Below are 22,203 nucleotides of genomic sequence, written 5' to 3' on the forward strand. Positions count from 1 at the left end.
ATGCTCAGGGTGGGGTTGACCGGCGGGATCGGGTCTGGGAAGTCGACGATCGCCAAGTTGCTCGCGGACCGCGGCGCGGTGGTCATCGATGCGGACAAGCTGGCGCGTGAGGTGCTGGAGCCTGGTAGTGACGGGCTCAAGGAGGTCGTCAAGGCGTTCGGTGAGGACGTGCTCAACGGGGACGGCACGTTGGATCGGGCGGCGTTGGCGGCCAAGGCGTTTGCCAGTGAGGAGGCTCGGCAGACGCTCAACGGGATCACTCACCCGCGTATCGGAGCGTTGACCGGGCAGCGGATGGCTGAAGCGCCTGAGGATGCCGTTGTCGTGCACGACATTCCGTTGTTGGTGGAGCGGGACATGGCGGCGGCGTACCACCTGGTGATCGTGGTGTACGCGGATGCGGACACGCGGTTGCGGCGGTTGGTCACCAGCCGGGGGATGGATCGGCGGGATGCCGAGAACCGGATTGCCGCGCAGGCCACGGACGAGCAGCGGCGGGCTGTGGCGGACGTGTGGCTGGACAACTCCGGGGAGGTTCCCGACATCACCGGGTTGTGGGATCGGCTGGTCGGGTTTGAGAAGAACGTGCGGACGCAGTCGTACGCGTCGGGATCGCCGATCGTGGTGCCCTACGACGGGCGGTGGCCCGCTCAGGCCAAGCGGATCGCTCGGCGGATCAGCGTTGCGGCCGGTGGGCGGCATGTCGAGCACATCGGGTCGACGTCCGTGCCTGGGCTTGCGGCCAAGGACGTGCTGGATTTCCAGCTTGCCGTTGAGGACATGGCCACGGCCGACTCGTTGCGGGAGGCGTTGGCGCAGGCCGGGTTTCCGTACGTCGGGCCGTACGAGGACACGCCACGTGGTGAGGGGGACTGGAGCAAGCGGCTGCACGCCGGGGCTGATCCGGGGCGGCGGGTGAACCTGCACCTGCGGGTTCCCGGTGGGCCAGGGTGGCGGTGGGCGGTGGACTTCCGCGACTGGTTGCGGCACGACGCACGGGCTCGTGAGGAGTACGCGGCGCACAAACTCGAGCTGTCGCAACGGTTTGCTGCTGATGCGAACGGGTTTGCCTACGGTGAGGCGAAGGAGCCGTGGATGGAGGCGGCTGTGGCGCGGGTGCAGGCCTACAGGGGTGGCCAGGCGTCGTAGATGCCCTGCCAGGTCAGCCACGACGTCAGGTTGTGGCTGACGTTGCTGAGCTCTTCGAGGGTGCGGTGGACGGTGCGCAGGGCCTGGTCGGCGTCGCCGGGGCGGAGCACGCGGCCCGCCACGGCGGCGGCGAACTCCTCGCTGCGGACGATGCGGGCAGTCGTGCCGCCGGGAACTGCTAGGCCCAGCAACAGGTCCGTGGTCTGCCAGTGGCGGTGGTCGCGTTCCACGCGGACCGCGGACAGCACGCTCGGGCCGCTGCGGGCGTGCCGGGAGCGCGGGCGGTGGGTCGTCAGGCGCAGGCCCAGGTCGGGCAGCAGCCAGGTGACCTCGGCGTCGGAGAACGGGTCCTCCGGGGTGGGATGTTGGATGCGCAGGCCCCAGCGTTCCACTTCGCACGAACTGAGGGTTCGCGTGCCACCGGACGAATATGTGCGCACGCCCGAAATGGTGTCGACGACATCGACCAGCTGAGGTGTAGTGACCGCTCCCACGCCGCCGAGGGTAGTCAAATAAGTGCTCCCAGTTACACGCCGGGTCGATTTGTTACGTCACGGTCAGATGACGAGCACACTCTGTGTATCAACGCCAGGTGGTGGGACAACCCGAAGAGGTGAGCCACCTGACCACATCGTGACCGTGCGCTGAAATTCCTGACACCGCCGAGTAGGTGGTTTCCAGGGCCCATTGTGCGCGCCCAGGAGTGATCAAGTTGTGCTGAACTGCGGCGATCAGCTCGTCGGTGTCCAGAACGGTGACGCTGTGACCCGTTCGGACGATCAGATCGAGGTACAGGTCGGTCGTTTTCCAGACGCTGCCGATCGCCGAGATCTCCACGACGTCGACGTAGAAGTCGAAGTCGATCAGGTGACCGGGATGCCAGGACTGGCGCGTGACCCGGATGTTCAGCTTCGGCAGGAACCAGCTCTCGAAGTGGCTGATCTTCGGATGCCCGGCGAGAGGGCGGAACATGTAGAGACCTGTCGGGGTGAGGCGGTACTCGTCGACGCTCCTCAGCTGCCCCTTGGGATCGGTGTTGCTCTTGGCGTCCAGGTCGAAGTACTCGATCTTCGGCGGATGGATGTGTGCCACGTGGCCGATACTGCCATCGAAACCTGAGACGGCCACTTAGGATCCGCGCATGTTCGGGATCATTCGCCCCTGCCGCAACAGAATGAGTGCTGAGCTGAGATCGTCGTGGCTCGCTCATCTGTGCGGAATGTGCCTGTCGTTGCGCGATGAGCACGGTCATCTCTCGCGTCTCGTCACCAACTACGACGGGCTGATGATCTCGGCGATGGTGGAGGCCCAGAGCGAGCTGTCGCGGCGGCCTGCGGGGCCGTGTGCGTTGCGTGGCATGAAGTCCGCGGACGTGGCCATCGGGCCCGGTGCGCGGCTCGCGGCGTCGGTGTCGCTGGTGCTCGCCTCGTTGAAGATCCACGACCACGTGGACGACGGGGACGGGCTGGCGGGCCGGATGGGCTGGGCGGGGCGCGCGGTGGCGCAGCGGTGGGCCGCCAAGGGGCTCGGGACGGCTGCTGATCTCGGGTTCGACGCGTCGGTGATGGTCGACTCGGTGCGGCGGCAGCCTCTCGTCGAGGCCGGGGCCGGGCTGGGCAGTTCGGTGCTGGTGGTGACCGAGCCGACGGAGACGGCGACCGGGTTCGCCGTGGCGCAGACGGCGGTGATCGCCGGGAAGCTGCGGAACGTCGAGCCGCTGCGCGAGGTGGGGCGGTTGTTCGGGCGGGTCGCGCACCTGATCGACGCCGTGGAGGACCTGGAGGAGGACCGCGCGTCGGGTGCGTGGAACCCATTGCTGGCCACCGGAACGTCCGTGGACGAGGCGCACCGGCTGTGCCTGGACGCGATGACGGGCATCCGGCTCGCGATGGACGAGGTCGAGTTCACCGACGGGCGACTCGTGCACAAGCTGCTGGTGCACGAGCTGGACGAGTCGATCATCCGGGCGTTCGGAAAGCGCCACCGCCATCCGGACAAGCCTCGCTGGTCGGATCCCGGCAGCGGGCTGTGGGCGTACCCGAAGCTGAACTGGCAGCCGCGGCCACGCGGGTGCTTCACCGGGTGCGGCGCGTTCCTCTACATGTGCGGGACGTGTCAGTTCTGCTGCCGCGACCCGTTCCCCGGCCCGTGGAGCGACAAGCGGCGCGACGGGTGCGACCCGGACTGCGGGGACGGCTGCAACTGCGACTGCGCCGACTGTTGCTGCTGCCCGTGTGATTAGGGCTCTGACCAGGGGCAATCTGAAATTGTCAGACCCCCGGCGTAACGTGCTTCCCGTGGCATTCGCAACCGAGCTTCCGCCAGAGGAGAGCACCGTCAAGGCGCACTCCGAGCACCGCCCCGTCGGCGAGATCGTCCGCACCGACGGGCAGTTCCGCGTGGTCAGCGAGTACGAGCCGGCCGGCGACCAGCCCGCGGCCATCGACGAGCTGGAACGCCGCGTGCGCGCGGGCGAGCGCGACGTGGTGCTGCTCGGTGCCACCGGTACGGGCAAGTCGGCGACCACGGCCTGGCTGGTCGAGCGGCTGCAGCGCCCCACGCTGGTCATGGCGCCGAACAAGACCCTGGCCGCCCAGCTGGCGAACGAGCTGAAGGAGCTCTTCCCGCACAACGCGGTGGAGTACTTCGTCAGCTACTACGACTACTACCAGCCTGAGGCGTACATCCCGCAGACGGACACGTACATCGAGAAGGACTCCTCGATCAACGAGGACGTCGAGCGCCTGCGCCACTCGGCCACGATGTCGCTGCTCACCCGGCGCGACGTCATCGTGGTCGCCTCGGTGTCGTGCATCTACGGCCTCGGCACGCCCCAGTCGTACCTCGACCGCTCCATCCCGCTCGAGGTGGGCGTGGAGGTCGACCGCGACGCGTTCCTGCGCCTGCTGGTCGACGTCCAGTACACCCGCAACGACATGTCGTTCACCCGCGGCTCGTTCCGGGTGCGCGGCGACACGGTCGAGATCATCCCGTCCTACGAGGAGCTCGCGGTCCGCGTCGAGTTCTTCGGCGACGAGATCGACAAGCTCTACTACCTCCACCCGCTGACGGGCGACGTCGTCCGCGAGGTCAACGACCTGCGGATCTTCCCGGCCACCCACTACGTCGCGGGCCCCGAGCGGATGGAACGCGCCATCCGCGACATCGAGGCCGAGCTGGAGACGACGCTCGCCCAGATGGAGCGGCAGGGCAAGCTGCTCGAGGCGCAGCGCCTGCGCATGCGCACGTCCTACGACATCGAGATGATGCGCCAGGTCGGCTTCTGCAACGGCATCGAGAACTACTCGCGCCACATCGACGGCCGCGGCCCCGGCACGGCGCCGGCGACGCTGCTCGACTACTTCCCGGACGACTTCCTGCTCGTCATCGACGAGTCGCACGTGACGGTGCCGCAGATCGGCGGCATGTACGAGGGCGACGCGTCCCGCAAGCGCAACCTCGTCGAGCACGGCTTCCGCCTGCCGTCCGCGCTGGACAACCGCCCGCTGCGGTGGGAGGAGTTCGCGGACCGGATCGGCCAGGTCGTGTACCTGTCGGCGACGCCGGGCCCCTACGAGCTCGGGCAGTCCGGCGGCGAGTTCGTCGAGCAGGTGATCCGGCCGACCGGTCTGGTCGACCCCGAGGTCGTCGTGAAGCCGACCGAGGGCCAGATCGACGACCTGGTGCACTCGATCCGCGAGCGCGCGGAGCGCGACGAGCGGGTGCTCGTCACCACGCTGACCAAGAAGATGGCCGAGGACCTCACCGACTACCTGCTGGAGCTGGGCATCCGGGTCCGGTACCTGCACTCCGAGGTCGACACGTTGCGGCGCGTGGAGTTGCTGCGGCAGCTGCGGCTCGGCGAGTACGACGTGCTGATCGGCATCAACCTGCTGCGGGAGGGTCTCGACCTCCCCGAGGTGTCGCTGGTGGCGATTCTCGACGCGGACAAGGAAGGGTTCCTGCGGTCGGGGACGTCGCTGGTGCAGACGATCGGCCGTGCGGCTCGTAACGTGTCCGGTGAGGTCCACATGTACGCGGACAAGATCACCGACTCGATGCAGCACGCGATCGACGAGACGAATCGGCGGCGGGCCAAGCAGATCGCGTACAACACCGAGCGGGGGATCGATCCGCAGCCGCTGCGGAAGAAGATCACCGACATTCTGGAAGCCGTGTACTCCGAGGTCGAGGACGAGGTTCCGGTTGGTGGGTCTGGGCGGAACCAGTCTCGGGGGAAGCGGGCTACCGGGGAGAGTGGGCGGTCTTCCGGGGTTGTCGCTTCTCATGAGCGGGCTGGGATGGCCCGGTCGGAGCTGGCTGATCTGGTGCAGTCGTTGACTGATCAGATGATGAACGCGGCCCGGGATCTGCAGTTCGAGTTGGCGGCTCGGTTGCGGGACGAGATTCAGGATCTGAAGAAGGAGTTGCGAGGGATGGACGCAGCTGGGGTCAAGTGACTTTTTGGATCGCGCGGGATCCGTGGGTCGTCCGTCGGTCGCGTCGCCGGGTTCCTGTTGGGAGTCCGTAGGTGGTTGCGTGCCGTAGTTATGTGCCGGTTGGTTTCCGGGGCTCCGCCCCGGACCCCGCCAATCTGATCAAAGACCCACCAGAGCCGTGCGCGGGTTGATGGCACGCCTGGTGCTTTGGGCGGCTTGCGGTTGCGTGGGTGGTTGCGTTCCGGGCGGGACCCACCCCACCAGGCCCGGTATTGGTTGAATCGCTCGCCTTCGGCCTCGCCGCTCGGCCTCGCCTTCGCGAGATGTCTGTGTGTGGGGCGTGCAAGCATGACGGTCCACTGTGGACTCTTCGTCGCGCCGCCTGCCCTGTTGCTCAAAGTGAGAGTGGTGGATGCGACGGGTAACTCCGCTGAGCTGAGGCGAACTGTCACGACTGCATAAATCGCTCTCTGGGGTGAGATGTTGTCTGACAGCTTTCGTCATGGCGCCGGACCGCAATGATCTCACGGTGGACGTGGATTCCCACCTCGCCGCGGTGGAGCAGGCGCTGATCGCGATGCGGCGCAGTCAGTCACGCCGGGCACTTGCCGAGTTGGCCGTACCGGCCTTCGACGTGCTGGATGTCGTTGAGATGGCTGAGCGGAGCGGTACGCAGGCAACGGTTTCCAGTGTGGCGTCGGCGTTGCACGTTGATCAGCCTCGGGCCAGCAAGCTTGTCACCAGTGCGGTCGATGCCGGGCTGGTGTCGCGGGTTGCGGACAGGGCGGACGGGCGGCGGGTGTTGCTGGTGCGGACGCCGCGGGGGCGGGCTACTTCGGCCGAGTTGCATCGGGCTCGGCAGTCGGCTTGTGCTGCGGCTATGGCGGACTGGAGTGATGAGGAGCGGGTGGTGTTCGCGGAGTTGCTCACGCGTTTCGTGTCGGCGTTCGGCGCGCGATAATCCTGTTGTGACACTGGACGAGCTGATCGCCTACTGCGCCGGGAAGCCTGGCGCGGAGGAGACGTATCCGTGGGGCGACGCCGAGCTGGTGTGCAAGGTGGGAGGCAAGGCGTTCGCCTTCGTCGGCCTTGATTCGCACACCGTTGGGCTCAAGTGCGGGGCCGATGCCGAGGCTGCCGCGCCGTGGCGGGAACGGTTTCCCGACGACATCACCGTCAGCGGGTATGTGGGGCGGTACGGGTGGAACACCATCGCGCTCAAGGGATCGGTGCCCGACGACGACCTGCTGGAGCTGGTCGACGGCTCGTACGAGGCCGTCGTCGCGCGGTTGCCGAAGCGGAAGAGGCCTGTCTAGCGGTCTTCTGGCTGCAGGATGCCGAAGATGTTGCCTTCGGTGTCCTTGTAGTAGGCGAGGAGGCCCACGCCTGGCATCTTGTCCTTGGGCAGGGCCACTGTGCCGCCGTTGAGGTCGATGGCGGCGATCGTGGCGTCGATGTCGTCGACGCCGATCGTCATCACGTAGCCGTGGACGGGTGCGTCGGGGGCCGGGTCGGGACCCTGGCGTGGCAGCAGGCCGCCGTTGACGCCTGGCTGCTCTTCGTCGCCGGTGGTGATCACCCAGTAGGGGACGTCGCCCCATTGTTCGAACTTCCATCCGAAGATGGACGAGTAGAAGCGCCGCGCGCGATCGGGATCTGCGGCGTGGATCTCGAAGTGCACAGGACGTGGCATGAGCCGGACGCTACTCCGGACAGTGGTTGTCCGCATTGGGTCTTACGGTTCGTTCATGGCAACGGACTTCCAGATCACGTTCGACGCGCACAACCCGCCGAAGCTCGCCGACTTCTGGGCGCAGGCACTCGGTTACGTGGAGCAGCCTCCGCCGCCCGGCTTCGCGACGTGGGAGGAGTGGGCGACCAAGAACAACATTCCGTTCGAGTCGGCGGACGACTACGCGGCGCTCATCGACCCGGACGGCAAGAGGCCGCGGCTGTTCTTCCAGCGCGTGCCAGAGGCCAAGACGGCCAAGAACCGCGTGCACCTCGACATCCGCACGGGGCTCGACTCAGTGGACCGCCTGGTCGCCTTGGGTGCGACGCGGGTGCGTGAGCACAACGACAAGGCGGGCCACTGGGTCGTCATGCTCGACCCGGAGGGCAACGAGTTCTGCGTCAGCTAGTGACGTCCTTCGTCTTGAAGCGGCGTGCCGCGAGCAACGTGAAGATGCCGCCGTAGACGAGTGCGGAGAACGTTCCGCGCGTCATCTCCGACCAGTCCACATCGGTCGAGAGCAGGTCGGCCCATGCCATCGCGTAGTGGGTCGGCAGGTAGTTGCGGAGATCCTCGAGCGGTTGGATCTGGTCGAGGATCTGCGACAGGATCGACACGAGCACCGTGCCGCCGACCGCGCCGAGCGGTGCGTCGGTGGACACGGACAGGAACAGCGCGAGGCCCGCGACCCAGAACAGGTTGATCGCGATGTAGCAGACCGCGAGTGCGACGCCGAGCACGCCGTCGGCGAACGGCGCCGCCTCGCCGGTCGGGCTCACGACCTCGCCCGCGCCGTACCAGAGCACGCCGACCCCCAGCGCCACCGCGGGAAGCAATGCGAGGGCGAAGAAGCTGAGGATGCCTGACGCGATCGCCTTCTGGCGCAACAGGCGGTGGCGCGGGATCGGTGCGGCGAGCAGGTACTTGAGGCTCGACCACGACGCCTCGGACGCGATCGTGTCGCCGAAGAACAGCGCCACGATCATCGGCAGCAGGAAGCTGCCGCTGACGAACAGCGTCAGCACCACGAAGTTGATGCCGCTGGCCGTCGCGAGGTCGACGAAGCCGCCGGAGCGGCGGTTCGGGCTCGCCTGACCGATCTCGAAGCTCAGCGCGAGGATGAACGGCAGCAGCACCAGGAAGCCCAGCACGAGCTGGGTCCTGCGGCGGCGGATCTGCCGTTGGAGCTCCACGCGGATGCGCAGCGTTTTACGCGCCTTGTAGCCGATGGAGGAACCGTCGGGGGCGACCTTCGTGTGCTGGTGGGTCGCCGCGTCGGTGAGCTCGGTGATCGCGCCGGGATCGGTGTGGACGTCGTGCTCGTTCACCGGTCCACCTCCTGCCGGGTTGGCGCCTTCGTGCGGTTCGGGTTCGCGGTGAGGGCGGATTTGGCCGTGCGCGAAACGCTGTCGTGAACGGTCCGTTCGCGACGTGCCCGGCCCGGAGTTGTCGGTGCCGGGTGGGAGAATGGAACCAGGGGTCCCCCTTGCCGAGTGGGCGGCGTGTGCGTGCTCCGGGAGGGGACGCCTGCGGGAGCGTGCTCGGTGTTCACCGGTTCACCTCCGCTCCGAAATTGTCGGTGTCGACTGGGATAATTGAGTCAAGGGGACCCCCTTCGCCGGCCAGCAACGTGTGCTCGCTCGACGAGGGGACCTCTGCCTCTGCCTGGGCGCCCGCCGTGGCGGACGCCGCTGCCATCAGGAAGTCATTCACCGACCAGCTCCAAGAACGCGTCTTCCAGCCTGCGGCGCGGACCCGCCTGGTCTACCGCCACACCGGCTGCCACGAGAGCAGACAGTGCCGCGGCGCGCGGGACGCCGTTCATCGACGCGTGCACGGCGCCCTCGTCCTCGTGCACGTCGTGCACGCCCTCGAGGCCCCGCAGGACGTCGGCCGCCTTCGAGGGGGAGTCGACTCGGAACGTCGCCTCGCCGCCCCCTGCCGCGATGTCGGCCACCTCGCCCGCGGCGACGAGCTGGCCCTTGTGCATCACGACCACGTGCGAGCAGGTCTGCTCCACCTCGGCCAGCAGGTGCGACGACACCAGCACCGTGCGGCCCGCCGCGGCGTAGCGGCGCAGGACCTCGCGCATCTGGTGGATCTGGGGCGGGTCGAGTCCGTTGGTCGGCTCGTCCAGGATCAGCAGGTCCGGGAGGCCGAGCATGGCCTGTGCGATCGCGAGTCGCTGGCGCATGCCCTGGCTGTACGTGCGCACGCGGCGGTGCACCGCGTCGCCGAGGCCCGCGATCTCCAGCGCCTCCTCGATGTGCGCCTCTTCCAACGGCCTGCCCGTCGCGGCCCAGTAGAGCCGCAGGTTCGCGGCGCCCGACAGGTGCGGCAGGAAGCCGGAGCCCTCGACGAACGAGCCGATGCGCGACAGCACGGGCGCACCCGGCGTCACCTTGTGGCCGAAGACGCGGATGTTGCCTTCGGTGGGATGGATCAGGCCCATCACCATGCGCAGGGTCGTGGTCTTGCCGGCGCCGTTGGGACCCAGGAGCCCGAGCACCTGGCCGTGCTCCACGCGGAACGACAGGTCGCGAACCGCGGTGAGGCCACCGGGGTAGGACTTGGTCAGGCCGGAGATGACCAGCGGCACCTCGGACAACGACGGATCCGAGTCGTGCGCCAGGCGGCGGCGGAACATCGCGATGACACCGGCGCCGATCAGCACCAGCAGCGCGATCACGATGCCCCACAGGGCGCTCATCGGGAAGCCGGTCGTCACGTTGCGGCCGGGTACGACGGGCACCGAGAGATCCTCGGACGCCAGCGAGATCTTGTACGCGGCGGGCTGCTCGGCGTTCGCGAACGCCTGGTCCGTCGTCGACACGACCAGCGCCAGTTTGTGCGCGCTCTCGACGGGGCGCACGGCCGGAGGCAGCGTCACGGCCACCTCGGCGGCCGAACCGTCCGGAGGCAACGCCACGCGGAACGGCGCGACGGCCGAGCCCGGCAGCACGCGCGTGCCGTCCGCCGAGACGTCGTAGAGCTTCGCGAACAGGATCGCCTCGCCCGAGTTCTGGTCACCGCGGGCGACGCGCAGACGAACCGTCGACGAGCCGGTCAGCAGCAGCTGCGAGTCCAGGGCTTCTGACGTGAACACCGCGGCCTGGCCCGGCAGGTCGATCGACAGGCGCGACGAGATCGCGGACGAGCGCGACAGCGCGGAACCGAGACCGGGCAGGTTGCTGATGGCCGCCGGGTTGCCGCCGGCCGGGTTCACCGCGACCTGCTCGCGTCCGCTGAGCTTCACGGTCCTGCGCTCGGTGGCGGCGCCGGAAAGACCGGGGTACGAGGGCGCGACGACCGTGCGCAGCGAGGGCGTGCCGGACGAGCGGAACGCGCCCTGCACCGTGTACTCGAAGCCGGTGCCGGGGTCGGTTCCCTTGTGCTGCAGGTGGAACGCCATCCAGTCGGCGATCTCGCCGCGCAGCGCGGCACCGGGGTTGCCGCCGTCGTGGCCGCCCGCGTACCAGACCATCTTCACCTTGCCGCCCGCCTCGGTGATCTGGCGCGCGGTGGCGTCGGACTGGTCGAGGCCGAACAACGTGTCCTGCTCGCCCTGCACGAGCATCGTCGGCTGCTTGATCTGGTCGGTCACGGCGACCGGGGACGACTTGCGCAGCAGCGCCAGCGTTTGCTGCGAGGCCCGTCCGGTCGTGGCGACCTCCGTGTACGCGGCGCACACCTCGGGGGTGAAGCGGCCGCACGCACCCAGCGAAGGCGTGGGCGGCGGCTGCGAGCCGGCGCCCGAGTTCCCGCCCGGCGCTTGCTCGGCGGGTTGGTTCGCCTCCGTCTGGCCCATCTCCGGTGCCTCACCCGTGGGCGACGAGAGGTCGATGGATGTCATGCCCGCGGAGAAGAAGATGCCCGCCCACGAACGCTTGAAGACGCCGTCCTCGCTGAACGCGGTGGCCGCCGGGGTGGAGTCCGAGCGAGGTGTCGCCAGAGCCGAGTTCGGCAGCAGTGCCTGCGCGGGGTCGTTGTAGGTGATGACGGGGACGAGCGTGTCGACGCGCTTGTCGACGCCGGCGAGCAGCAGCGAGAGCGCGCCGCCGTACGACGCGCCCGTCACGCCCACGCGCGGGTCGCCGCCGCTGTCCTTCAGCACCTCGTCACGGGTGCCGAGGAAGTCGAGGAGCTTCTGGGCGTCGCGGACCTCGCGGTCGAGCGAGTTGAGCGCGATCTGGCCGGTGCTGCGGCCGAAGCCGCGCGCGGACCACGTCAGCACCACGAAGCCGCGCCGGGCGAACTCCTCGGCCTGGGTGTGCACGCTGCGCAGGCTGCCGCCGAAACCGTGCGCGAGCATGATCGCGGGCGCGGGAGTCTGCCGGGGGAGGTAAAGACGCGTCTCGATCGTCACCGTCTGAGTGCTGTCGGGGCTCTCAGGTGCGTCGATTTTCGCTTCTTTGAAGGGAACGGCCACGGGGTCGTCCCCGGATCGAGTGAAGTACACGCCGCCTGCGACGAGGGCGAGGACCACGATCAATGCGGGGATCGTCCACCTGCCGCGAAGGCGGGAGAGGCGGGACACATCGAAGACGATATGCGAGTTTTGCTGAGAACGGCCTGTCGGGATCCGGCCGGGGTCTCAGCAAGAGTGGATCTTCAGCCGGCCTTCAGCTGGCACCGGTTCCGGCCCGAACGACACGCTCCGTATTCCCGTTGCACCAGGTTGGGTGGGCATGCTCACCCTGTGTGGCGCTAACCGGTCTTCGTAGAGCACAATATTCACGCAGGATGGAGGGGAGTACTCCCTAAGCGGCGGTGTCGTCAGTACGGAGCTCGGCGTGGAGCTTCCGGTGCCGTCGGTCGTTCGAGAGATCATCTCGGCGGCGGAGGAGACCTCCGGGTTATTTGGCGTGCGCTGAGGATCCCGGAGGTTGGGTTGTGAACGTCCCCGCATGGTTGTGGATCGCGACGATCGTAGGTCTGCTCGTTCTGCTTGCTGTCGACCTCGTCATCGTCGATCGAAAACCCCATGAGGTGACGATCGGTGAAGCCGCCCGGTGGGTCGTCTTCTATGTGGCGGTGGCCGCCCTCTTCGGCCTTGGCATCTGGTACTTCTCCGGCGGTCAGTACGCCACCGAGTTTTTCGCCGGGTACATCACGGAGTACTCGCTGAGCGTCGACAACCTGTTCATCTTCTTGATCATCATGACGACGTTCAAGGTGCCCGCGATCCACCAGCACAAGGTGCTGCTGATCGGCATCCTGCTCGCGCTCGTCATGCGCGGCATCTTCATCGCCCTCGGCGCGGCGCTCATCGCGAAGTTCAGCTGGGTGTTCTTCATCTTCGGCGCGTTCTTGATCTACACCGGCTGGCAGCTGGCGCGCGACAACCACGACGAGGAAGAGGAGTACAAGGAGAACCTGATGCTGCGCGTGGTGCGCAAGGTTTTCCCGGTGACCGACGACTTCCACGGCGCCAAGTCGTTCATCAAGCTCGACGGCAAGCGCTTCGTGACCCCGATGTTCATCGTGATGGTCGCGATCGGCTCCACCGACCTGCTCTTCGCGCTCGACTCGATCCCCGCGATCTTCGGCCTGACCAAGGAACCGTTCCTCGTGTTCACGGCCAACGCGTTCGCGCTGATGGGTCTGCGTCAGCTGTACTTCCTCCTCGGCGGCCTGCTGTCGAAGCTCGTCTACCTCTCGATCGGACTGTCGGTGATCCTCGGGTTCATCGGCGTGAAGCTGATCCTCGAGGCGCTGCACACGAACAGCCTGCCGTTCCTCAACGGCGGCGAACCGTTCCACGTGCCGACGATCGGCATCGAGGTCTCGCTGTCGGTGATCATCGGCGTGCTGGCGATCACGACGATCGCCAGCCTCCTCAAGGTGAAGCGCGACCCGGAGGCCGCGAAGCACGTGGGCGCCAACACCTGAGTGCCGCGGCACCGGCTACAGCACAGAAACGCCGTTCTGGTAGACGGCGCGGATGGCCTGCTTCAGCGTTCCGGCCTTCACGTGCTGCTCGGCATCACCCTCCACGAGAACGAGATCGGCGAGCTTGCCAGGGGCGAGCTCGCCGAGTTCGTTTCCGAGGTGCATCAGCTCGGCGGCGGACGTGGTGGTCGCGTGGATCGCCTCGGCCGGCGACATGCCGTACTCCACCATCAACGTGAGCTCGTTCAGGTTGTCGCCGTGCGGACCGACACCGGAGTCGGTGCCCATCGCGATCTTCACCCCGGCCTGGTAGGCCTTCTGGAACGCCTGGAAGTGTTGCGCGACAACGGACTTCGCCTTGTCCAGGATGACGTCCGAGATCGCCACGCCCGCCGCGGCCTGGTCGAGCACCATGCGCGGCGCCATCAGCGTCGGCACGAGCCACGTGCCGTTCTTGAGCATCTCCTCGACGCCCTCGTCGGTGAGGAACACGCCGTGCTCGATGGACCTGACACCGTTGCGCACCGCGGTGAGGATGCCGTCGCCGCTCATCGCGTGGGACATGACCGCGATGCCCGCGGCGTTCGCCTCCTGCACGATCATCGCGATCTCCTCGTCGCGGAAGTGCGCGTGCCGGGGGTTGCTGCGCGGTGACATCACGCCACCGCTCGAAGCGATCTTGATGATGTCGGCGCCGTGCCGGACGAGCGTGCGGATGACCTTGCGCAGCTCCTCGGGACCGTCGGCGACGGTGTTGGGGAGTCCGGGGTGCAGCGGCGGCGAGATGTGCGCGCCGCACTGCATCCAGTCGTCGTTGTGACCGCCGGTCTGCGACACCATGTTGACCGCGATCTGCATCCGCGGTCCCTGGATCAGGCCGCGCCGGACCGCTTCCGCGACGCCGAGGTCCGCGCCCAGTGCGTCACGGACCGTGGTGATACCGCACTGCAGCGTTGCCTTCATGTTCCCGATCGCCTCGTAGAACGGCAGCGAGAACGGCGTGTTGAGCGACCGCACCAGGTCGGCGCCGCTGAACATGAAGTGCACGTGGCAGTCGAACAGTCCAGGCAGGACGGTGTGGCCGGTCGCGTCGACCACGATGTCCCCGTCGAGTCCGATGCCCACGTCGACGATGCGGTCGCCCTCGACCACCACATCACCCGGCTCGGCCGCCCGGCCGGTGAAGACCCTGCCCCCAGAGAACACGATGCGCGTCATACGCGGAAATCTATGCGGCGAGTCAATTTTTGTGATCGGTCAACAAACGGTGATGAGCGTTGCTAACAAGCTCTGTTAACGTCCTGGCCGTGCGTCCAGAAGACCTGTCGCTGCTCACCACACCCGGTACCGTCGCCGTGTCCGGGGACCTGGTGCTGGTCAGCATCACCACGCCCGATCTCGACTCGAACACCTACCGGGGTGGTCTGCACCGGGTCTTCCCGGACGGCACGACAACGCCGTGGACACACGGTGATCGCGACTTCGCGCAGCGCATTTCCCCGGACGGTCGTTCGGTCGCGTTCCTGCGCGTGGCGGGAAAGTCCAAGCCGCAGCTGTACGTCATGCCGGTGGACGGAGGAGAGCCGCGCGAGCTGACCGACCTGCCGCTGGGCGCCGGTGCCCCGGTGTGGTCGCCCGACTCCTCGCGCATCGCCTTCGTGGCCCGCGTACCGGAGGAAGGTCGCTACGGCACGACCGACGACGGCCCCGAAGCCGAGGCACCGCGCCGCATCACGCGCCTGGACTACCGCGTCGACGACGTCGGTTTCCTCGCCGACCGCCGCCCGCGCCTGCACGTGGTGACGCTCGACGGCGAGGTTTCCGAGCTGACCGACGGCTCGCACGACGTGTCCGACCCGGCGTGGCTCGACGACTCGACGCTGGTGTTCGTCGCGCCGCGCGATCTCGGCGCGGCCGAAACCCTGCACTGCGACCTGTACACGGTTCCCGCTGCCGGTGGCGCGGTGTCGCTGCTGGTGCGCGGCGCCGGTGAGGTCTCGATGCCGTTCGTGGCCGGGGCGTCGCTGTACTGGCTGGGCACGGAGTTCACCGGGTTCGACGCGGTGGCGCGCAACCACGGTCTGTGGAAGGCGTCGCTGGACGGATCTGGTCCTGTCCGGCTGACCGACGTGGAAACCGTTGACGTGGAACGGCTTTCCGGCCCGCCCGTCGCCGACGACTCCGGTGTGCTGCTCGTCGTGCGCAACCGCGGCGCGTTGGAGCTGCGCCGGATTCCGTTCGACGGCGGCCCCGGCGAGGTGCTCGTCGGCGGCCCCGCGGTGGTCCGGTCGTTCGCCACCGACGGGTCCACTGTGGTCGCTGTCGTGTCCACTCCGGACAGTCCCGGTCAGGTGGAGTTCGTCGGAACCGGTGTGCGCACGGCGTTCTCGTCGGTGCCGGCGGCGCGTCGCGTCGTGGAACTGTCCGGTTCCGCCTCCGACGGCTACCCGGTGCACGGCTGGCTCGTGCTGCCGGAGGGCGAGGGTCCGCACCCGGTCGTCCTGGCGGTGCACGGTGGCCCGTTCATGTACCACAGCTGGGGCTTCTTCGACGAGGCCCAGGTCTACGCCACCGCCGGCTACGCCGTCGTTCTGCCGAACCCGCGCGGCTCGGCCGGCTACGGCCAGGCCCACGGCCAGGCGGTCATCGGCAAGTTCGGCACGGTCGACGTCGACGACGTGCTGTCCCTTTTGGACGTTGCGCTCGCTCGTGACGACACCGATTCCGAGCGCGTCGGCGTGATGGGCGGCTCCTACGGCGGCTTCATGACGTCGTGGCTCTCCGCCCACCACGGCGAGCGCTTCAAGGCCGCGTGGAGCGAGCGCGCCGTCAACGCCTGGGACTCCTTCTCGGGTTCCTCGGACATCGGCTACTTCTTCGCCGACGCCTACTGCGGCACCGATCCCGAGGCCCAGCGCGCGATGTCGCCGCTGACCTACGTGGAGAAGATCAACCTGCCGTTCGCCGTCGTGCACTCCGAGCAGGACTGGCGCTGTCCGTTGGAACAGGCCCAGCGCATGTTCGTGGCGCTGAAGCGGCGTGGCGTCGAGGCGGAGATGCTGATCTTCCCCGGCGAGGGGCACGAGCTGACCCGCTCCGGGCAGCCGCGGCACCGCAAGCAGCGCTTCGACGCGGTGCTGGAGTGGTGGGGCCGCTACCTCAGGAGCTGACGCGCTCCGGCGTGATGGTGCGCAGCAGCTCGTCGCGCGGTGGTCCGACCGGCGTGCGGGTGAGCTGCGCCCAGATCCGTTCGATGCGGTCGTGCAGGTCGCTGTCGGTGTCGAAGACCGACACCCGGTCGAGCAACCCGATACGCCCGACGGTCCGGCGCAGGACGAGGTCGTCGTGCGGTGCCGCGGCCAGCGCCGCCGCGAACGCGAACAGCGGGTAGCAGCCGTCGCGGTGGCTGATGTCGACCGGCATGCCGCTCCAGGCCGCGTTGCGCGCCGCGTCGGTCTCCAGCGCGAAGGTGTGGCGTTCGCGGGCCTCGGGGCCGACGTCGGCGAGGTAGGCCTCGGTGATGTCGGCCGGTGTGGTGTGCGTGGCGCTGGCGCGGCCCAGGGCCTGCGCGTGCACCAAGGCGAACGAAAGCCCGTAGGCGAACGCGGGATCGGTGTGGCACAACGCGTCGCCGACGGGGATGAGGCCCGGCACGCCTGAGCCTGCGGTGCGGTCGATGTTGGCCAGGCCGCCCATCGGCATGACGTCCGTGATGGGGTGGGCGTGGTCAGGTGAGGTCATCACGTCCAGCGGTGTGATGGCCCTGGCCGCCGCCATCCACGCGTGGTTGTCCTTCAGTGCGCGCAGGTCGTGGTCCGCGTTGGGCACCAGGAGGATCACGGCGAACGTGCGGTTGTCGCCGCGGAAGGTGTTGAACCCCATGTACCCGAGGTCGCCACGCGGGTTGAGCAGCCACGGCCCCGTGACGTGTTCGGCGCCGGGGTTGAGCGCGAAGTAGCGGCAGTAGTAGATCGCGCCGCACTCGCTGGGCCGTGCCTCGGCGCGTGGCCAGCCGGGAGGGCACCGGTAGCGGCCGAGCGCGTCGACCACGACGTCGGCGCAGATCTCCTCCCCGTTGTCGAGGTGGAACCCGCTCGCTTCCGGCACCAGGCCGGTGATGTGCCTGCCAGCGACCAGCCTGATGCCGGGCTCGGCTGCGGCCGCGCGCCGCAGCGCCCACTCGACCACCGGGCGCCGCACCCAGAGGTAGACGAGGTCCTCGTCGCCGGGCTGCCGCGGTCCGGACAGCCTGGTCGCGACGTCCTGTTCCTCGGCACCGGCGTCGAGCAGCAGGTCGATGACGTCCGGTGCCAGCTCGCGCAGCACCTTGCGGCCGCGTGGCAGGAAGGTGTGCGGTTGCTGGAAGTGCGGGATGCCCTTGCGCACGACGTCGAACGCGCCTTCCGGACCGGTCTGCGCGTTCACCTGGTCTCGCTCCACGACGACCGCGGCGTGCCCGGCACGAGCCACCGCCAGGGCTGCGGCCAGCCCGGCTACGCCGCCCCCGGCGATCGCGAAACGCATCCGTTCAGGCTAGGCATGGGTCCGAACGGCGGACAGGGTCATCGGTCCCTGTCCGTACCGAGTGGACAGAGCCTGACCCGTTCGGCCCTGTCCGGAAGAGGCGTGCAGACCGCCGTTCTCGTCGCAGTCCGGCGGAAGCTCGACTGCCTCCCACGTGATCACCCGAGCAGCGTGTAGTGGAGCTCCTCGCACACGCGCGCCAACGGCAGGTCGAGACCTGGATGGTCCAGCGGCAGCAGGACGTCCGGCGCCGCGGGCAGCCCAGAGGCGCCAGGCGGGTCCCACAGGCAGATGGCCGGGTCACCGGAGTCCATGGACGAGCGGTACCAGAGGCCGTCGAGCTCCGGGTAGGCCGCCCGGATCGCGCGTGACCAGGCCTGGGTCACGTGCTTCGGGCCCGTGGAGATCTCCTGCGAGGCGCCGACGCGCGTGGGCCACAGGCCGCCCAGGTCCAGCAGTCGCAGCGTGCGGCGGGGGCGCAGGACCACGAGGAACGGGCTGCGGGTGCGGCGGTCGACGATCGAGGTGGCCTGGAAGACCTCGGCGATGGAGGTGCGCACGGACAGTCCGAAGTAGAGGACGCCGTTCTCGTGGTCCTGGATCGGGCCGCCGTCGTCGGCCGGGTGCTGCGCGTCGAAGCGGGCGTGGGGGAGTGGGCCCGTGTAGCGGAAGCTGTTCCAGCGCTGCGGGTGGGAGCCCTTGGCCGTGAAGACGCGGACCAGGCGGGTTGCCCGGTGCACCGCCACGACGTCCTCGGTTCGGCGCAGGTGTGCTTGCAGCACGGCAGGGGCAGGCGGCTGTGGAAGCCGTGACATTCGGGTCCTGTCGGGGGTGTTCGGGAGCGCTCAGGCGGGTGTGCCGAGCACGGAGGCCAGGTCGGCGACGCGGCGCGGGTCTCCTCCTGCGAGGAGCCAGTCGCGCGGGGTCGCTGGCTTGCCGTCGACGGGCAGGTCCTCCTGGAGGGTGGTCATGAACGCGGCGACGACCAGGGCCGGTTGGTCCTGCGGGACCGCCGCCAGCACGGTTTCCAGGCCCGGCAGGACGCCGGTGCCCGCGAACTGCCAGGCGGGCAGCCGCCAGCTGCCCCTGTCCTTCCAGCCCACGAGCCTGCCGACGCCGAGCCGGTGCCGGATGCGGCTCGTGTCGACCTGCAGCTGGCGTGCGGCCTCGGCGACGGTCAGGGCCGAGTCGCGCAGCACCGCGTGTGCGACGACCGTGCGGGTGCGCGGGCGGGCGTCGGCGGGACCGGCGGCTGACAGGTCGAGGCCCACGTCGGTGAGCGCCTCCTGCTGGTCCGGCGTGAAGTAGGTGGCCGGTTCCGGGTGCGGTGGGGCGAGCCTGCGGGCCGCGTCGCTCACGAGGGCCAGGAACTCGTCGGGGGTCACCTGCAGGCCGGCCTTGGCCAGCACCGTCTCCAGCGCGGGGCTCATGCGCACAGAGTATCCCGGGCGTGCGCATTTGTGCGCCTGCTGAAGGTGTTGACTCTAAACGTTCGACGTTGTGCGCTCACGCAACGACGCTACGTGAGCGTTCCTGGTTCCGAGCGGTGACGTGGACCTCATCTGGGGCATCGCTAGGATTTCCCGATGCAGCTGGACCGGGGCGCGAAGCGGGTCGTCGTCGCGTGGGCCGCCGTCATGGTCGCCACGCTCGCCTATGTGATGTCCCGACCGCTGGGCTGGTCGCTCGACCTGCGGGTCTACCGCAACGGCGGCGACGCGCTGCTGCAGGGCCTCCCGCTCTACGTCGACGGCTTCGCGAAGCCTCTCGGTGGTCCTGACCTGCCGTTCACCTACCCGCCGATCGCCGCGGCGCTGTTCAGCCTCCTGGCGCTCGTGCCGCTGGTCGTCGCGATCCTCGTGGTGGCGGCGGCGAACCTCGCGATGCTCACGGCGTTGTGCCTGATCGCGGCACAGCGCGTGCTCGGCTGGGGACCGGAGGCCGTGAAGTGGGGCCTGGGTGCGGCGGCGGTGTCGTCGCTCTTCGACCCGCTGCGCGAGACGCTCTGGTTCGGCCAGATCAACCTGCTGCTGGGTGTGCTGGTGATGGCCGACTGCTTGCTGGAACGCACCAGGTGGTGGCCGCGTGGCGCGCTCATCGGGCTCGCCGCGGCGATCAAGCTGACCCCGGCGTTCTTCGCCTTGTACTTCGTGGCGCGGCGGCAGTGGAAGCCCGTGTTCGTGTCGATCGCGTCGTTCTTGTTCTTCGGGCTGGTCGGGTTCGTGATCGCGTTCGGCGACGCGAAGGAGTACTGGACGCACGCGCTGCTCGACCCGAGCCGCGTCGGGCGCCTGACCTACGCGTCGAACCAGGCGATGCGCGGCACGCTGGCGCGGTTCGGGCTGGAGAACGGCGCCCAGGTCGCGGTGTGGGCCGTGCTGGCGCTGCTGGTCGTGACGGTGGTGTGGTGGCTGGCCTCGCGTCTCGGCGACGTCGAGGCGTTCTTCGTCGTGGCGATCGGCGGGCTGTTGATCTCGCCGGTGTCGTGGGGGCACCACTGGATCTGGATCGCGCCCGCGCTCGTGCTGCTGTCCCGCGAGTCGTTGCGCCGCCACTGGGCGCCGTGGGCGGTCGTGGCTGTGTTCGCGGTCGGGCCGCACTGGCTGTTCCCGCGCGACAACGACGTCGAGCGGAACTGGGAGTGGTGGCAGCAGGTGATCGGCAACCTCTACGTGTTCGTCGGGGTCGCCGTGCTCGTCACACTCGCGGTGCGGGTTGTGCGAGACCGCCGTCGAGCTGCTTCAACCGCAGGCTGAACAGCACCAGCACCACGCCCCACAGGATCGCGAAGATGCCGATGGTGATCACGAACGCCATCGCGCCCGCGGCCGGGTTCACGATCAGGATGATGCCGAGCAGCACCGTCAGCGCGCCGGTGACGACGTAGAACCACTCGTTCGTCATCACCTTGCGCAGCCGGATGGCGTCGACGATCTGCAGCACGCCGGTGACCAGCGCCCACGCCGCGATCAGCAGCAGCAACGCGGTCGCGGTGATGCCCGGCCAGAACAACGCGATCAGGCCCGTGGCCAGGCCGAGGACGCCGATGAGGCCAAGTGCCCAGCGCGCCGGCCACTCCTTGTGGGTGAGGGTCAGGTACAGCATCATCGCGCTGTCGACGAACGCGTAGGCGCCCCACAGGATGATCAGGGCGAGCAGCGTGAGGCTGGGCCAGATCAGGGCGGCCAGACCGAACAGGACAGCGAACACTCCGCGCACCGTGAAGAGCCACCACCGTTGCATGGCTCCGGATCGTCTCGGCTGTCGGTGGGGCCCGCAACCTGAGACCCTCGATCGGTGCTGATCCGAGTGGCTGACTGGGAGCGGATCCGTTCCGGTGAGGTCACGCTGCAGTTCCGGCGGTGGAAGCGGCCGACGGTGCGGGCCGGCGGGACCCTGCGGACGTCGCTGGGCGTGCTGGCGATCGACGCCGTGGACGTCGTGTCACGGGTGTCGCGCGCGGAGGCCGTCGCGGCCGGGTTTCCCTCGGTGGCGGCGCTGATGTCCTCTGTGGACGGACGGGAGGGCTCGCTTTACCGCATCCGCCTGCGTTTCGTGGGTGAAGATCCACGGATTGCGCTGCGTTCATCGTCCGATGTGGACGGACTGGAGCTGTCGGAGGCTGCGGTGGCGTTGTTGCGGTTGATCGCGGCGAACCCCGGTGTGCGGGCCGCGGATCTGGCTGCGTCGGTGGGCAGGGAGAAGCTGCCGTTCAAGGCGGATGTCCGCAAGCTCAAGGCGAAAGGGCTCACGGAGTCGCTCGAGGTGGGGTATCGCCTCTCCCCGCGGGGAGAGGCGTACCTGCGATCCCTGGACGGCTAGTAGACCGTCGCCTCTAACCTTTGGTATGGGCCGGTCGTCCGCGTGTCGCGCGGCGTGTCGGCGATGTGATCGTGAGTTGGCGGTAGGTGGCGTGATCAGCAAACGTTTGCCTCGGCTCGCAACTACAACCAACTCAAGATCGTGGACCACACAACTAAGCCGCGACGGCCTACTAGCCTCGATCTTTCACTTGGCGCCGGGATGAGATGCCGGTGGACGGTTTGGTGTGCTCGTTTGTGTTGGGCAGGGGTGATTCCCGGCGCTGGGGCCGCCGGTTCTCCGGGTCCTTGTCGTGGGGTCGGGGGTGCTGGGTCAGGTCTGTAGCGCGGTGTAGGCGGTGTGGATGAGGTGGTTGTAGGGCCAGTCGCGAGGAAGCCGGAGTCGATGTCGGCGTCCGCTGTGGATGATGCGTCCGGCGACGGCGAGGATGCGCAGCCGTAGTCGTTTGGGTTCCCAGCGCCGTGCCGGTTCGTGCTGGTCGAAGGCGAGGGTCTGGGTCCAGGCGAGCAGGTCGGCGGCCAGGGCGGCGATCTCGAGCCAGATCTGGTTTTGTGCGAAGCCGTGGAAGGGCAGGTTGCGCATGCCGGTGTCTTTCTGGCCGCGGATGCGGTCTTCGGCGCGGGCGCGCTGGCGGTGACGGACCTC

General features: G+C 68.5%; 21 protein-coding genes. 10 read left to right on the forward strand and 11 right to left on the reverse strand.

Going from position 1 to position 22,203, the window contains the following annotated elements:
- Positions 1-1,149 carry a dephospho-CoA kinase gene (coaE, locus tag JOD27_RS33445; protein WP_204766301.1) on the forward strand — a complete coding sequence of 383 codons (1,149 nt, stop codon included), beginning with the start codon at positions 1-3 and terminating at the stop codon, positions 1,147-1,149.
- On the opposite strand, the gene JOD27_RS33450 is transcribed toward coaE, so the two are convergent.
- Entirely contained in the window at positions 1,125-1,643 is a 519-nt protein-coding gene (locus JOD27_RS33450) for a ribonuclease FAU-1 family protein (protein WP_204766302.1), read from the reverse strand. The genes coaE and JOD27_RS33450 overlap by 25 nt on opposite strands.
- 88 nt (positions 1,644-1,731) lie before the next feature.
- Positions 1,732-2,241: a ribonuclease FAU-1 family protein gene (locus JOD27_RS33455; protein WP_204766303.1), complete on the reverse strand. Its 510-nt coding sequence runs from the start codon at positions 2,239-2,241 to the stop codon at positions 1,732-1,734.
- A gap of 49 nt (positions 2,242-2,290) precedes the next feature.
- On the opposite strand from JOD27_RS33455, the gene JOD27_RS33460 reads away from it, so the two are divergent.
- The 4 genes from JOD27_RS33460 to JOD27_RS33475 all read left to right on the forward strand — a co-directional run bounded on the left by JOD27_RS33460 (position 2,291) and on the right by JOD27_RS33475 (position 6,904).
- Positions 2,291-3,391, forward strand: a complete 1,101-nt coding sequence (locus tag JOD27_RS33460; protein WP_204766304.1) for a DUF5685 family protein — start codon at positions 2,291-2,293, stop codon at positions 3,389-3,391.
- 55 nt (positions 3,392-3,446) lie between these two features.
- Positions 3,447-5,609 (forward strand): excinuclease ABC subunit UvrB, encoded by a 2,163-nt coding sequence (uvrB, locus tag JOD27_RS33465; protein WP_204766305.1) that lies wholly within the window; start codon positions 3,447-3,449, stop codon positions 5,607-5,609.
- Positions 5,610-6,090: 481 nt separating this feature from the next.
- Positions 6,091-6,549, forward strand: coding sequence for a MarR family winged helix-turn-helix transcriptional regulator (locus JOD27_RS33470; RefSeq protein WP_239570020.1), 459 nt, complete (start codon positions 6,091-6,093; stop codon positions 6,547-6,549).
- Between the two features lie 7 nt (positions 6,550-6,556).
- A complete protein-coding gene (locus tag JOD27_RS33475) occupies positions 6,557-6,904 on the forward strand; it encodes an MmcQ/YjbR family DNA-binding protein (protein ID WP_307830477.1) in 348 nt (115 codons plus the stop codon).
- Here JOD27_RS33475 and JOD27_RS33480 read toward each other — a convergent pair.
- On the reverse strand, positions 6,901-7,281 hold the full coding sequence (locus JOD27_RS33480; RefSeq protein ID WP_204766307.1) for a VOC family protein: 381 nt from the start codon (positions 7,279-7,281) through the stop codon (positions 6,901-6,903). The two genes, JOD27_RS33475 and JOD27_RS33480, sit on opposite strands and share 4 nt — an antisense overlap.
- A 55-nt stretch (positions 7,282-7,336) precedes the next feature.
- On the opposite strand from JOD27_RS33480, the gene JOD27_RS33485 reads away from it, so the two are divergent.
- Complete coding sequence (locus tag JOD27_RS33485; protein WP_204766308.1) at positions 7,337-7,729, forward strand: VOC family protein; 393 nt, start codon at positions 7,337-7,339, stop codon at positions 7,727-7,729.
- Here the strand turns inward: JOD27_RS33485 and JOD27_RS33490 are convergent.
- Both JOD27_RS33490 and JOD27_RS33495 read right to left on the reverse strand, forming a co-directional pair.
- Complete coding sequence (locus JOD27_RS33490; protein ID WP_204766309.1) at positions 7,722-8,648, reverse strand: ABC transporter permease; 927 nt, start codon at positions 8,646-8,648, stop codon at positions 7,722-7,724. The genes JOD27_RS33485 and JOD27_RS33490 overlap by 8 nt on opposite strands.
- A gap of 377 nt (positions 8,649-9,025) precedes the next feature.
- On the reverse strand, positions 9,026-11,857 hold the full coding sequence (locus JOD27_RS33495; RefSeq protein ID WP_204766310.1) for an alpha/beta fold hydrolase: 2,832 nt from the start codon (positions 11,855-11,857) through the stop codon (positions 9,026-9,028).
- A gap of 356 nt (positions 11,858-12,213) precedes the next feature.
- Here JOD27_RS33495 and JOD27_RS33500 point away from each other — a divergent pair, with 356 nt between their 5' ends.
- Entirely contained in the window at positions 12,214-13,212 is a 999-nt protein-coding gene (locus JOD27_RS33500; RefSeq protein WP_204766311.1) for a TerC family protein, read from the forward strand.
- Positions 13,213-13,227: 15 nt separating this feature from the next.
- Here the strand turns inward: JOD27_RS33500 and JOD27_RS33505 are convergent, their stop codons facing one another.
- Positions 13,228-14,430, reverse strand: a complete 1,203-nt coding sequence (locus tag JOD27_RS33505; RefSeq protein WP_204766312.1) for a metal-dependent hydrolase family protein — start codon at positions 14,428-14,430, stop codon at positions 13,228-13,230.
- Between the two features lie 89 nt (positions 14,431-14,519).
- Between JOD27_RS33505 and JOD27_RS33510 the strand changes: the two genes are divergently transcribed.
- A complete protein-coding gene (locus tag JOD27_RS33510) occupies positions 14,520-16,382 on the forward strand; it encodes a S9 family peptidase (RefSeq protein ID WP_204766313.1) in 1,863 nt (620 codons plus the stop codon).
- On the opposite strand, the gene JOD27_RS33515 is transcribed toward JOD27_RS33510, so the two are convergent.
- The 3 genes from JOD27_RS33515 to JOD27_RS33525 all read right to left on the reverse strand — a co-directional run bounded on the left by JOD27_RS33515 (position 16,372) and on the right by JOD27_RS33525 (position 19,166).
- Positions 16,372-17,736, reverse strand: coding sequence for an NAD(P)/FAD-dependent oxidoreductase (locus tag JOD27_RS33515; protein WP_204766314.1), 1,365 nt, complete (start codon positions 17,734-17,736; stop codon positions 16,372-16,374). The genes JOD27_RS33510 and JOD27_RS33515 overlap by 11 nt on opposite strands.
- Positions 17,737-17,894: 158 nt before the next feature.
- On the reverse strand, positions 17,895-18,551 hold the full coding sequence (locus JOD27_RS33520; protein WP_204766315.1) for an RES family NAD+ phosphorylase: 657 nt from the start codon (positions 18,549-18,551) through the stop codon (positions 17,895-17,897).
- A 30-nt stretch (positions 18,552-18,581) separates the two neighbouring features.
- Entirely contained in the window at positions 18,582-19,166 is a 585-nt protein-coding gene (locus JOD27_RS33525) for a DNA-binding protein (protein WP_204766316.1), read from the reverse strand.
- Between the two features lie 156 nt (positions 19,167-19,322).
- Between JOD27_RS33525 and JOD27_RS33530 the strand changes: the two genes are divergently transcribed.
- Entirely contained in the window at positions 19,323-20,492 is a 1,170-nt protein-coding gene (locus tag JOD27_RS33530; protein ID WP_204766317.1) for a glycosyltransferase 87 family protein, read from the forward strand.
- Here the strand turns inward: JOD27_RS33530 and JOD27_RS33535 are convergent.
- Positions 20,434-20,979 (reverse strand): HdeD family acid-resistance protein, encoded by a 546-nt coding sequence (locus JOD27_RS33535; protein ID WP_204766318.1) that lies wholly within the window; start codon positions 20,977-20,979, stop codon positions 20,434-20,436. The two genes, JOD27_RS33530 and JOD27_RS33535, sit on opposite strands and share 59 nt — an antisense overlap.
- 54 nt (positions 20,980-21,033) lie before the next feature.
- On the opposite strand from JOD27_RS33535, the gene JOD27_RS33540 reads away from it, so the two are divergent.
- On the forward strand, positions 21,034-21,558 hold the full coding sequence (locus JOD27_RS33540) for a hypothetical protein (protein ID WP_204766319.1): 525 nt from the start codon (positions 21,034-21,036) through the stop codon (positions 21,556-21,558).
- A gap of 312 nt (positions 21,559-21,870) precedes the next feature.
- Here JOD27_RS33540 and JOD27_RS33545 read toward each other — a convergent pair.
- Positions 21,871-22,203, reverse strand: a 333-nt coding sequence (locus tag JOD27_RS33545) for a transposase (protein ID WP_204766320.1), incomplete at its 5' end; no start/stop codon positions are given.

The organism is Lentzea nigeriaca, assembly GCF_016907955.1.
Classification (GTDB): domain Bacteria; phylum Actinomycetota; class Actinomycetes; order Mycobacteriales; family Pseudonocardiaceae; genus Lentzea; species Lentzea nigeriaca.

Coding starts and splice junctions, on each gene's coding strand:
- JOD27_RS33515 (WP_204766314.1), bottom strand. CDS start 17,736: ATGCGTTTCGCGATCGCCGGGGGCGGCGTAGCCGGGCTGGCCGCAGCC.
- JOD27_RS33460 (WP_204766304.1), top strand. CDS start 2,291: ATGTTCGGGATCATTCGCCCCTGCCGCAACAGAATGAGTGCTGAGCTG.
- JOD27_RS33505 (WP_204766312.1), bottom strand. CDS start 14,430: ATGACGCGCATCGTGTTCTCTGGGGGCAGGGTCTTCACCGGCCGGGCG.
- JOD27_RS33535 (WP_204766318.1), bottom strand. CDS start 20,979: ATGCAACGGTGGTGGCTCTTCACGGTGCGCGGAGTGTTCGCTGTCCTG.
- JOD27_RS33530 (WP_204766317.1), top strand. CDS start 19,323: ATGCAGCTGGACCGGGGCGCGAAGCGGGTCGTCGTCGCGTGGGCCGCC.
- JOD27_RS33470 (WP_239570020.1), top strand. CDS start 6,091: ATGGCGCCGGACCGCAATGATCTCACGGTGGACGTGGATTCCCACCTC.
- coaE (WP_204766301.1), top strand. CDS start 1: ATGCTCAGGGTGGGGTTGACCGGCGGGATCGGGTCTGGGAAGTCGACG.
- JOD27_RS33480 (WP_204766307.1), bottom strand. CDS start 7,281: ATGCCACGTCCTGTGCACTTCGAGATCCACGCCGCAGATCCCGATCGC.
- JOD27_RS33525 (WP_204766316.1), bottom strand. CDS start 19,166: ATGAGCCCCGCGCTGGAGACGGTGCTGGCCAAGGCCGGCCTGCAGGTG.
- JOD27_RS33520 (WP_204766315.1), bottom strand. CDS start 18,551: ATGTCACGGCTTCCACAGCCGCCTGCCCCTGCCGTGCTGCAAGCACAC.
- JOD27_RS33485 (WP_204766308.1), top strand. CDS start 7,337: ATGGCAACGGACTTCCAGATCACGTTCGACGCGCACAACCCGCCGAAG.